The 11,081-nt window shown below is 63.7% G+C and carries 12 protein-coding genes; 7 read left to right on the top strand and 5 right to left on the bottom strand.

Translation table 11 applies throughout. The annotated features are described in order from the left end of the window. Positions 1-133 precede the first annotated feature (133 nt). The 3 genes from BRAS3843_RS22235 to BRAS3843_RS41635 all read left to right on the top strand — a co-directional run bounded on the left by BRAS3843_RS22235 (position 134) and on the right by BRAS3843_RS41635 (position 1,327). Entirely contained in the window at positions 134-589 is a 456-nt protein-coding gene (locus BRAS3843_RS22235; protein ID WP_008971305.1) for a MaoC family dehydratase, read from the top strand. Continuing rightward, the gene (locus BRAS3843_RS22240; protein ID WP_008971306.1) at positions 589-1,068 is read left to right on the top strand and encodes a MaoC family dehydratase; all 480 of its coding nucleotides are present in this window, start codon (positions 589-591) and stop codon (positions 1,066-1,068) included. The genes BRAS3843_RS22235 and BRAS3843_RS22240 overlap by 1 nt, the downstream gene beginning before the upstream one ends. A 115-nt stretch (positions 1,069-1,183) precedes the next feature. Further along, positions 1,184-1,327, top strand: coding sequence for a hypothetical protein (locus tag BRAS3843_RS41635; RefSeq protein ID WP_008971307.1), 144 nt, complete (start codon positions 1,184-1,186; stop codon positions 1,325-1,327). Positions 1,328-1,684: 357 nt separating this feature from the next. Here BRAS3843_RS41635 and BRAS3843_RS22250 read toward each other — a convergent pair whose 3' ends face one another. The 4 genes from BRAS3843_RS22250 to BRAS3843_RS22265 form a co-directional block, all read right to left on the bottom strand. Continuing rightward, the gene (locus BRAS3843_RS22250; protein WP_008971308.1) at positions 1,685-2,107 is read right to left on the bottom strand and encodes a hypothetical protein; all 423 of its coding nucleotides are present in this window, start codon (positions 2,105-2,107) and stop codon (positions 1,685-1,687) included. Positions 2,108-2,258: 151 nt separating this feature from the next. After that, on the bottom strand, positions 2,259-3,203 hold the full coding sequence (locus tag BRAS3843_RS22255) for a hypothetical protein (RefSeq protein WP_008971310.1): 945 nt from the start codon (positions 3,201-3,203) through the stop codon (positions 2,259-2,261). Positions 3,204-3,367: 164 nt separating this feature from the next. Beyond that, a complete protein-coding gene (locus tag BRAS3843_RS22260) occupies positions 3,368-3,808 on the bottom strand; it encodes a nuclear transport factor 2 family protein (RefSeq protein ID WP_035982453.1) in 441 nt (146 codons plus the stop codon). Between the two features lie 260 nt (positions 3,809-4,068). After that, positions 4,069-4,518: a nuclear transport factor 2 family protein gene (locus BRAS3843_RS22265; protein WP_008971312.1), complete on the bottom strand. Its 450-nt coding sequence runs from the start codon at positions 4,516-4,518 to the stop codon at positions 4,069-4,071. A gap of 288 nt (positions 4,519-4,806) precedes the next feature. Here BRAS3843_RS22265 and BRAS3843_RS22270 point away from each other — a divergent pair, with 288 nt between their 5' ends. The 4 genes from BRAS3843_RS22270 to BRAS3843_RS39760 all read left to right on the top strand — a co-directional run bounded on the left by BRAS3843_RS22270 (position 4,807) and on the right by BRAS3843_RS39760 (position 8,004). Next, a complete protein-coding gene (locus tag BRAS3843_RS22270; protein WP_035982455.1) occupies positions 4,807-5,040 on the top strand; it encodes a hypothetical protein in 234 nt (77 codons plus the stop codon). A gap of 1,060 nt (positions 5,041-6,100) precedes the next feature. Continuing rightward, entirely contained in the window at positions 6,101-7,243 is a 1,143-nt protein-coding gene (locus BRAS3843_RS22275; protein ID WP_035982456.1) for an alpha/beta fold hydrolase, read from the top strand. A 19-nt stretch (positions 7,244-7,262) separates the two neighbouring features. Beyond that, the gene (locus BRAS3843_RS22280) at positions 7,263-7,685 is read left to right on the top strand and encodes a GFA family protein (protein ID WP_008971316.1); all 423 of its coding nucleotides are present in this window, start codon (positions 7,263-7,265) and stop codon (positions 7,683-7,685) included. Between the two features lie 118 nt (positions 7,686-7,803). Continuing rightward, positions 7,804-8,004, top strand: a complete 201-nt coding sequence (locus BRAS3843_RS39760; protein WP_083841414.1) for an SEC-C metal-binding domain-containing protein — start codon at positions 7,804-7,806, stop codon at positions 8,002-8,004. Between the two features lie 256 nt (positions 8,005-8,260). Here the strand turns inward: BRAS3843_RS39760 and uvrB are convergent. After that, a partial coding sequence (uvrB, locus tag BRAS3843_RS22285) for an excinuclease ABC subunit UvrB (RefSeq protein ID WP_083841415.1) occupies positions 8,261-11,081 on the bottom strand: 2,821 nt, incomplete at its 5' end.

Raw genomic sequence — 11,081 nt, forward strand, 5'->3', positions numbered from 1 at the left:
TTGCCGGAATGTGACTGCCAAGAGCCGCAGCCGTCGCTTTCGGCAGTATGGAGTACGAGCCATGCGGGTGAGCAGGTTGTGATTGCCGCAAAGTGCGGCCACAATCGGGCTTCTTTCAGCCATTGACCAGTCCATGACACTCACCTTCGAAGATTTTCCGCAAGGACATTTCGGCAGTTTTGGTCCGCAACACGTGACACGCGAGGAGATCGTCGGCTTCGCCGCCGAATTCGACCCGCAGCCGATGCATCTTGATGAGGAGGCGGCCCGCGCTTCCATGCTCAACGGTCTCTCCGGATCGGGCTGGCACCTTTGTTCGCTGATGATGCGGATGCTGTTCGACGGCTTCATCGGCGGCACGGCCTCGCTCGGTTCGCCCGGCGTCAACGAGGTGCGCTGGATCTCTCCGCTTCGTCCGGGGGACGATCTGATGCTCGACGTCGAGGTCGTAGAAGCACGGGTTTCGCGCAGCCGTCCGGCGACCGGCATCGTCACCTTCAAATGCGTGGTTCGGAACGCCGCGGGAGAGACGCTGTGCGAGATGATTTCGCCGATCATCGTCGAGCGGCGGGAAGGGCGGGGCGGCTGATGCGGTTTTTCGAAGATCTCGAGCTTGGCCAACGGCGCGAGCTCGGCGCGTTCACGTTCACTGCCGAGAACATCAAACGTTTTGCTGCGCAATTTGATCCGCAGCGCTTTCATCTCGACGAAGAGGAAGGGCGCAACTCGCTGTTTGGAGGGCTCGCCGCATCCGGCTGGCATGTCGGCTGCGTCTGCATGAAGCTTCTCGTCGCCGACAATCAACGCCTTGCGGAGCTCGCGCGCGGCCGCGGTGAGCCGGTTGTCGTCGGCGGACCCTCGCCGGGATTTCGCGATCTGCGCTGGCTCAAGCCGGTGCTTGCTGGTGACACCATCAGTTTTGCGAGCGAGATCGAATCCTTGCGTCCGTCCGCCTCGCGCCCGCAATGGGGGATCGTGCAAGCGCGAAACGCCGGCACGAATCAACGCGGCGAGCTGGTGTTCTCCTTGCTCGCATCCGCCTTCATCCCGCGACGGAACAGAGGTTGAGGCGAAAAGGTCACGGCACGCAGGATTGTGCTACCGGAACAAACTTCGCGCTAACGCATTTTGAACCGCGACTCTATAAGACAGCCACCCAGGACATAGTTGGTAGGGGATGAGTATGGCGGATCGCGGCGGCCTGAAACTTCTTGGCTTTATTTTTGCCAGCGTGACGCTTGCGGTGATGCTCGCCACCGGCATGGTCGTGAAGGGCTACGCGGACGGTTCCTATACGCTCGAAGCAACCGCAATCGACGGTCAGTAACGCTTCGTTAACCATGCTTGGCGGTCGCGATCGCTCGGCAGGCAATGACTGACCTGCTCCTCAACGGCTCCAGATCAGCGCTAGCACGGCGACGGCGATCGACAACAATCCGACAAACCGGATGATGATGCTGCCCATCCGCGGCAGTGGTTGCCGCAAAGGAATGGGAGCGGCGGTTTCCGGTCGGATCGTTTCCATGAAAATGTCAGCGCCTCGACGCATGCAAGACCGCCGGCATGGCGGTGCTGGGTTTTGGTCGCGGGCGACTGATCCGACGTTCAAGCCATCTGCAGCGAAAAACCAAAACCGCCGCGCGAGGGCGCCCGCGCGGCGGTGGATTGGAATTCAGCGGTCGCTTTAGCCGTTGCGCAGGCCGTCGGCGGCACGCTTCCACTGCGTCACGCTTTCGGCGATCATGCGGGTCGACTTCATCGCGGCCTGGCTGAGCTGGGCATAGCTGGCGATCTCGCGCTGGACGCGCTGGCCTTCGGCATGCAGCACATCGCGCAGGCTCTCGAGCTCCGAGATCAGGTGCTCGATCTCCGACAGCGAGGTGCCGGCGACGCGCTGGATCAGTGAATTGACGTTGTTGACCGCGGCGTCCGTCGAGACGTCGACAAGCGCGGGATCGGCACCGTTGGTGGGGCCCGGGCGACGCAGATAGGCAATGTCGTTGCGCACGAAATCCCGGATTCCGGCTTCGACCTCGGAGACCGCCGCGAGATCGGCGCTCAGCTCGGTTTCAGTTCCTTCGGCCTTGTCCGGACGAATAGCATTCATCGGCTATATCCTTATTGCGCGTTACGCGAGCGCGGTGTCCCGCACGGCGAAAGTGACGTGGAGCTATCAGTTGCGGCGAAATGGGGCTACATCGCGGCCAAGATGCGGCAATGCTTCGACCATTAGCTACGGATTGCCCTATGTGTGGCGTTCACCAGCTGCGCTTGAATCCCGCCGAGATGCTCTTGCTCGTGGTGCCCTGCGCAGTCTCGCCGACCGAGCCCGAGATGGTGACGCCATCATAGAGCTTCTGCTCGGCGCCGACCTTGCGCAGCCATTTGTCGTCGCTCGACGACAGCGATTGCCCGGCGGTCACGCTGGTGCCTGTGTCGCCGATCGAGAGCTTGGCCGACTGCTCGGTGTCGAAGCTGCGGTTGGTGCGCGGCGCGGCGCCGGGCAGCGGCACCATGCCCTGCTGGTTCAAATTGTAGCCGTTCTGCAGGGAGAGATTGTAGCCGTCGAGCGGCACGGCCTTGGTGACGGTGGTGCCGATCTTGCTCTGGTCCGCATTCGGATCGACGCGCGCTTCGATCGCCGTCTTGTCCCAGATCGCGCCGGCGCCGGGCGCGGTGACTGCCGCCCAGGCGCTGCCGCCGGACTGCGGCACGCTGCCGCCATTATCGGCTTTCTCCGCCAGAAGCTCCGACATCGTGGTCGGCTGCTTGGTCACGGTCATGTCGGCGCCGATCCGCGCATCCCAGAACGGCGACACGCTCTGCTTGACCGATACGGCGGAAGCGCCGTTCGCCTTGTTGTTGTTCGACCAGTTCAGATCGCTGCTGCCACCAGCTGCGGCAGCTTTGCCAGACTTGGCCTTGGCTTCCGGGCGGTCGAAAAAGGAGGATGCATCGATATTGAGCTGGCTCCAGTCGAGCTTGGTGATGTCCACATCCTTCATCGGGTCGGCATCGGCGGTCTTCGGCGCATCGTCTGCATCGTCGGTCGCCTCATCGGCCGGCGGCGCGATCTGCTGCCAGGGTACCAGCTGCAGCGGCTGCTGTTTCGGCGGTTGTGTGAGGCTTTGCGCCACAACCGGCGACGCCGCAAAGCCCGCGCCCGCCGCCAAAAAAGCCAGCGTCAACCTGCCGATCATCATGAGAACCAACCCCCGCGCGTCGCGGAAAATCACGCCGCATTATGGTGGAATCTGGGCGCAGACGTATGACTGCGCAAGTCACGTGTTGGTTGGACAAGCGTGATCCAAAACACCGGTCCACAAGATCGGCCGCCCCCGGATTCCATCACTGCGCGCTGTCTCTTTCAGGCAAAGGAGCCGATTCGCGGCAGGTGAATCGGCCGGCCGAGCGTCTGCTCGACCAGGTCGAACGTGTCGACCAGCACGCGCAGGCGAATCAGCTTGCCGGCTCGGAATTGCGCGAAATGCGCAAAGCGCGTGGTGATCGGCTTCTCCGAATCACGCGCCGTCAACAAACAGCGCACCATCGATGCCGCCCCGTCGCGATCGAGCATCACGGTTTCGCGCTCGAACCGTCGGATGCGCAGGCTATGCGCAAGCTGCCTGACCGCCTCCACGACAGCGGCTTTACCCTGGCGTGCGCCGAGGAAGGGAAACATGTCGATTGGGCCGTAGATCGCCCAGTCGACGTCCTCGTCGAGCAGATCAGCGAGATCTTCGAAATGACGGTCGTTGACCGCGCACTGCAACGCACGCGACAGACGCCAGAGACTGTGCTCTGCCATGATAAGATAGGTCCTGAACTGGCTTGCAAAGCGCGCGCCGGCCATCGGGCAACGTCATTCACGACGTCGCGGCCAAGGGCGCCATTGGTAAATTCCGAGGCTTGGAGATAAGCAGATTCTGCCGAGGCGCAAATCACATTTTTGCAATGCACAATTGCGCTGTCTCCATCCGTTCAGCGGCGCTCTCGTGGAGTGGACGCGCGTCCGATTGCGATCGTCACGGCGCGCTCCGCAATTCGGGCAGCCGCAGCGTGACCCGCTCACGACTCGCGCGGCAGATGCTCCATCACCAGCGCGGCGAGATCGCATTCCACCACCTGCTGCACCAGGTCGAATGTGTCCATGATCTCGCGGATGCGCGTGATGCGGCCGTCCTTCAGGGTATAGAACACGGCGACGTCGTAGCGGACGATGCGGTCGTTGGAGCGCTTGCGGAGGTAGACGCGGATATCGGCCGCGACCTGGTCGCCGTCGGCGAGCAGGGCCTGAATCTCGTGCCGCCGCTCGACATAGCGGCTGCGCACGGTCTCCCACATCTGCCGTACCGCGCTCTGGCCGCGGCGCGGCCCGAGATGCGGGAGGATGTCGATCGGCGCCGAGGCGATATGCTCGACATCCTCGCTGCACAGCGACAGCACCTTGTCGAAATCGCCGGCGGCATAGGCATCGATCAGCTGCAGCACCCGTTCGCGGTTGGTCTGCTCGATCATGCTGTCTCCGTGACGGGAAACCCGGCCGTTGTTCGCAGGTTGCGCGCAGGGGCTTGCGACCGTCAACCACCTCCGCGATTGCAAGCGTGCGGAATCGCTGAGAGGGTGAACAGTGCGTAACGACAGGACCGCGACAGTCGCTCCGTACCCGGTCGCGGCGATGGGACGGGTGATTCGCGCGCGATGCTGATGCGGATGTCGCTGCAAACGTGCCGGCCGCTGATCGATCGGGAACTGCGGCCTGTGCTGGTGGTTAATGACGCGACAATTTCCTTCCGGAGCATCGATATGAAGACGCTGATCGCCTTGTCCGTCGCGGCCGCCGTACTCCTGTCCGCCCAGGCCGCGGAGGCCAAGGGCTGCATCAAGGGCGCGATCGTGGGCGGCGTTGCCGGCCACTATGCCGGCCATCACGGCATGCTGGGCGCCGCCGCCGGCTGCCTCTACGGCCGCCACCGTGCCAAGCAGCAGGAGCGCGATCAGGATCGCCAGCAGCAGAGCCAGGACAACGGCCGGACCTGAGCCGTTCGGCGTAGGGTGGCAAAGCGCGAAGCGCGTGCCCACCAACCGCAGCTATTAGCACCGCGCCTGCAGGGTGGGCACGCTTCGCTTTGCCCACCCTACGGTCTACGATCTGGACAGCGAGGCCGGATCTCGCCGTGAGCAGAGCGCGCGGGCGCGCGTCGTTTATCTCTGATTCATCTGTCAAACAGCCGATGAGCTAACGATTGTCATCGCCCGCGAAAGCGGGCGACCAGTATTCCAGAGACGGTCGTTGTTGAGCTGAGACGCCACCCGGTACTGGATGCTCCGCTGGAGCCTGTCCTCGGGCTCGAAGGCGAGACCCCGGGGCATGACAGCGGATCGGACACACCGCCTCATCCTCGCGGCGCATCGCGCGCCCGAGCTTTGCATCTTGTATCACCCTCGAAGATAGAGGGCGCAGGGAAGGCCAGGTGCCGACCGCACCCATGGTCCGCGTGCAGCAAAAAAGCACGCGGCAGAGCCACAGGTACGAACCGAACATCCGGCCTTCCCTGCGCGATGGTTTACGGCTTATACGCGCTCTCCCCGGTGCGCCGGGCTTTTGGCCACCGTTGCCGGCGCGATGCGCATGCATCGTCGCCAACGTAATACTAGCGTCGGAGTATCAGGACCACGCGACTTCACCGTCCGCGCCCAGTGCTGCTCGTCGTGCAGCCCGCGCGCGTCCACCGCATCCCGCTTCCCACGTATCGTGACGACGCGTACGCCCCTCATGTGGAGGCGGGACAAGCGAGATGATGGTGGTGATTTGCCCGACACGGCAAGGGAATTTGCCTGCGGCATGGTAACGCGACGGGCAGTCACACAACATATCACAGATGGTTTGCTGCCGCAGATTTCTTCAAAGGGTGATCTTCCGAACCCCGTCAGACGCAGTGGGAGCGCGCGCGGCGAAACCGCAGCTGGCCGAATTTATTCCTCTCGCACCAAAAGCAATTTCTGTTGCGCCGATCTTGTCGCGTTGCGTGCAGCTCCTATGCTCGCGGGCGACCAGAACGCGCTGAAGCGTCTCGACGGCATCGGGAGGACTGACGTGATGATCAGGATATTTAATGCCGCACTCGCGGCGGCGCTGCTCGTGTCGTGGCCAGCCATGGCTCACACGCCGGAGCAGCCGCCGCACCAGCTCTATAATGAGGGCGACCTCAAGCTCGAAAGTGGCGAGGCGATCAAGGATTTCTCGATCTCCTACGTCACCCACGGCACGTTGAATGCGCAGAAGTCGAACGCCATCCTGATGGTGACGGCGATCTCGGGCAATCATCACCGGCTCGACTTCATGATCGGGCCGGGCAAGGCGCTCGACACCAGCAAATATTTCATCGTCTGCACCGATGCGATCGCCAATGGGCTGACGACGTCGCCGAGCAATTCGAAGCAGCAGCCGCGCATGGCGTTTCCGAAATTCCTGATCCGCGACATGGTGGAGTCGCAGTACCGCCTTCTCAAGGAGAAGCTCGGCATCGACCATGTCGTCGCCGTGGTCGGCCCGTCCATGGGCGGCATGCAGACCCTGCAATGGGGCGTCAGCCATCCGGAGTTCATGGACTCGCTGGTCGCCATCGTCCCGCTGGCGAAGACGCCGGCCTGGTCAGTCGCGGTGATGGAGGCGTCGCGCAAGGCCATTATGAACGATCCCGCGTGGAAGGACGGCAACTACGACACGCCGCCGGAGCAGGGCATCCGGCTGTGGCGCGACATCGTCGCGTTGCTGGCCGCGCGCACGCCCGACATGTATGCGGCGCAGTTCAAGAACGGGTTGGACGTGCTGCCCTGGATGGAGCAGCAGGAAACGGCGGTGCTGAAGGCGTTCGATGCCGACGACTGGATCTACCAGACCTGGGCCTATGACAGGCACGATGTCGGCACCACGCCCGGTTTCAACGGCGACACCGCCAAGGCATTGGCGTCGATCAAGGCCAAGACGCTAATCCTCACTGGGACCAAGGACCTGCTCAACCCCGAGTTCGAGCCGATCGAGATGGGCAAGAACATTTCCGACGTGACGATCAAGACGATCTCGCCCGGCAGCGCCAACGGCCACGCCTCCGCCGGCGGCTTCCTGCCGACGGACGTCGATTTTCTCAACCGCGAGGTTGGCGCGTTTCTGGATGTGGTGGCGAAGGGCGGGAAGATTTTCCACTATGATGCCCGCGCGCCGCAGGGGCGGACGTATTGAGGTGATGCGAGGAGGGAGCATGATCCGCGGCAGTTGCTTGTGTGGTCGCGTCAAATACAGGATCAATGGTGCGCTGTCCCGCGCGCTCAACTGCCACTGCTCGATGTGCCGCAAGGCGCAAGGGGCGGCATTCCGAAGCCGCGCCAGCGCGAAAGCATCGGAGTTCGAGTGGTTGCAGGGCGAAGACGCCGTGACGTTCTATGAGTCGTCGCCGGGCACTCATCGCGGGTTCTGCGGCGTCTGCGGTTCACCGATCGTTTCGAAGTTCGATGGCGTTCCATATGTCGGCGTGCCGCTTGGCCCACTGGACGATGATCCCGGCGTTCGTCCCGAGCTCCATGTTCATGTCGACAGCAAGGCGCCGTGGTTCGTCATCACCGATGACCTTCCGCAGTTTCCGCAAGGGCTGAGCGACGGTCGGTCCAAACCGGGAAAGTCTTGATGGCTCTGCTGGCGTGACGTCGGCGTCGAGCTTTGCAAGTCCGGGCCCATCGGGTATCAGACGCGAGCGGCGATCGGCCGCGCGCTCAACCGATTGGAGGTCATCATGCGCAAGATCCATGATCTCGAAAACCTCCCCAGCTTTCAGCATCACGCGTAAGCGGCGGAAGTCTTTCCCTTCAGAAACTCACGTCAAGCGCGGACGGCGGTTCGTTCATGGCGATGTCGAGTTGAGCGAGAAGCTCGGCCGCAATGACCTGTGTCCATGCGGCTCCCGACGCAGGTTTCAAAGCCTGCTGCATGAAGTCGGGCGCCTATGACGGCGCCAATCGCAATGACTACTTTTAGAGAGTAGGGCGTGGGCCGTCCTCACGCCGTCATTCCGGGACGCGTCGCAGAAGCGACGCGGGCCCGGAATCCATAGCCACAGGCCCAAGTGTGGTGCTGCACTGTTAGTCGGCTCAATGCCAACCACGATCGCCCGGGAGCATGGATTCCGGGTTCATCGCTGCGCGATGCCCCGGAATGACGCAGGGAGAGAGACATCGCAGCGCGGTGCCGATCGTTGCCGTGTGCTCACTTTTTCTTCCAGCCACCTCTCTTGCCCGGGGCGCCGCCCGTCGAGCGGGGGGCGGGGCCGAATTCGGGGCCGGACTCGCGCGAGTTGGTCGGCTGGATGATGCGGCTGGATGAGCCGAACGGTTTTTCCGGGAGCTTGGGGTTGGAACGGAAGGGCAGGGACTCCGGGCCGTGCATCTCGTCGAGATGGGGCTTGTGGACTTTACTGCGTGAAGCGCCGCCTGTGATCTCGTCGTAGGAGGGGAGGAGCGGGTCGGTGTTGCGTGATTTGCCGCTGCCACTACGGCCGCGACTCGTGGATCCCCCTCCCTGGCCCTCCCCCACGAGGGGGGAGGGAACGGAAGGTCCGCCCGTGCGGGACGAAGACGCGCCGCTGCGTGCCGTCACACCGCGGCCCTTCAGCGCCGTGGTCGGCAGGTTGGCGGCGTCGCCATATTTCTTGGAGCCGGCGTAGGCGCCGGCGCGGTTCTGTACCGTTTTCTGTTTGGCGGTGGGGTCGTCGACCACGGCCAATTCGGTGGCGCGCAGGCGCTTGACCTCGTCGCGCAGGCGGGCGGCTTCCTCGAAGTTCAAATCGGCGGCGGCCTCGCGCATGCGGATTTCGAGGTCGGCCAGCACGGCTTCGAAATTATGCCCGATCGCGATGACGTCGTCGGTGGTGGTGCCGCCGCCGGTCTCGATCAGCACGTGGTCGCGCTCATAGACGGAGTTGAGGATGTCGCCGATCGACTTCTTCACGCTCTCCGGCGTGATGCCGTTGGCGGTGTTGTACTCGACCTGCTTCTCGCGGCGGCGGTTGGTCTCGGCGATCGCGCGCTCCATCGAGCCGGTCACCTGGTCGGCGTAGAGGATCACCTTGCCGTCGACGTTGCGCGCGGCGCGACCGATGGTCTGGATCAGCGAGGTCTCGCTGCGCAGGAAACCTTCCTTGTCGGCGTCGAGGATCGCGACCAGCGCGCATTCGGGAATATCGAGACCCTCGCGCAACAGATTGATGCCGACCAGCGCGTCGAACGCGCCGAGCCGCAGATCCCTGATGATCTCGATGCGCTCGATGGTGTCGATGTCCGAGTGCATGTAGCGGACGCGGATACCCTGCTCATGCAGATATTCGGTGAGGTCCTCGGCCATGCGTTTGGTCAGCACCGTGATCAGCGAGCGATAGCCGGCTGCCGCGGTGGCGCGGACTTCGCCGAGCAGATCGTCGACCTGGGTGCGCGCCGGGCGGATGTCGACCGGCGGATCGATCAAGCCGGTGGGACGGATGACCTGCTCGACGAACACGCCGCCGCTTTCATTCAACTCCCAGCCGCCGGGCGTGGCTGATACCGCGACGGTCTGCGGCCGCATCATGTCCCATTCCTCGAAGCGGAGCGGGCGATTGTCCATGCAGGAGGGCAGGCGGAAGCCATATTCGGCCAAGGTCGCCTTGCGGCGGAAGTCGCCGCGGAACATGCCGCCGATCTGCGGCACAGTGACGTGGCTTTCGTCGGCGAACACCAGCGCATTGTCGGGGACATATTCGAACAGGGTCGGCGGCGGCTCGCCGGGGCGGCGCCCGGTGAGATAGCGCGAATAGTTCTCGATGCCGGCGCAGCTGCCCGTCGCCTCCATCATCTCGATATCGAAGGTGGTGCGCTGCTCCAGCCGCTGCGCCTCCAGGAGGCGGCCCTGCGCATGCAGCTGGTCGAGCCGGATCTTGAGCTCGTGCTTGATCGACTTCATCGCCTGCACCAGCGTCGGACGCGGCGTCACATAGTGCGAATTGGCGTAAACCTTGATGAATTCCAGCTCGTCCTGCTTGTGGCCGGTGAGCGGATCGAACTCCTCGATGTTCTCGACACTGTCGCCGAACAGGTTCACGCGCCAGGCGCGGTCCTCATAGTGCGCCGGGAAGATGTCGATGACATCGCCACGGACCCGGAAGGTGCCGCGGGTGAAATCATGCTGGGTCCGCTTGTATTGCAGCGCCACGAGGTCGGCGATCAGTTGGCGCTGGTCGATGCGCTCGCCCTTTTTCAGCGCGAAGGTCATCGCGGTGTAGGTCTCGACCGAGCCGATACCGTAGATGCAGGACACCGAGGCGACGATGATGACGTCGTCGCGCTCCAACAGCGCGCGCGTCGCGGCGTGGCGCATGCGGTCGATCTGCTCGTTGATCGAGGAATCCTTCTCGATATAGGTGTCGGTGCGGGGGACGTAAGCCTCCGGCTGGTAGTAGTCGTAATAGGAGACGAAGTACTCCACCGCGTTGTCGGGGAAGAAGCTCTTGAACTCGCCATAGAGCTGCGCCGCCAGCGTCTTGTTCGGCGCCAGGATCAGGGCAGGCCGCTGCGTCGCCTCGATCACCTTGGCCATGGTGTAGGTCTTGCCCGAGCCGGTGACGCCGAGCAGCACTTGCGTGCGGTCGTTGCGATTGATGCCCTCGACCAGCTCGGCGATCGCCTGCGGCTGGTCGCCCTTCGGCTCGTAGGATGATTTGATCTCGAAGCTAACGCCACCTTCCGATTTCTCTGGGCGCGGCGGCCGGTGCGGCGTCCACACCTTCAGCGAGCCGTCGTCCTTGCGGAACTCCGGGCGGCCCTCGCGGATCAGCGCCTCCAGCGCTTCCGCGGTGGCCCTGACGCCGAGTGCCTCCATCTTGTTGCGGGGCGGACGGGCGAGCGCCTCGTCATCGTCCTCCGCAGTGGGCAGCCCGAGCTGCCGGGCCAGCTCCGGATCGAGCGTGGGGATGGTGGCCGAGGTGCCGTAATTGGCCTGCGGAGCTTCGGCGAGGCCATGCTCTACCGCGTTGTCATCGCTTCCTTCCGCTTGCGCC

It is taken from the genome of Bradyrhizobium sp. STM 3843, from assembly GCF_000239815.1.
Lineage (GTDB): Bacteria > Pseudomonadota > Alphaproteobacteria > Rhizobiales > Xanthobacteraceae > Bradyrhizobium.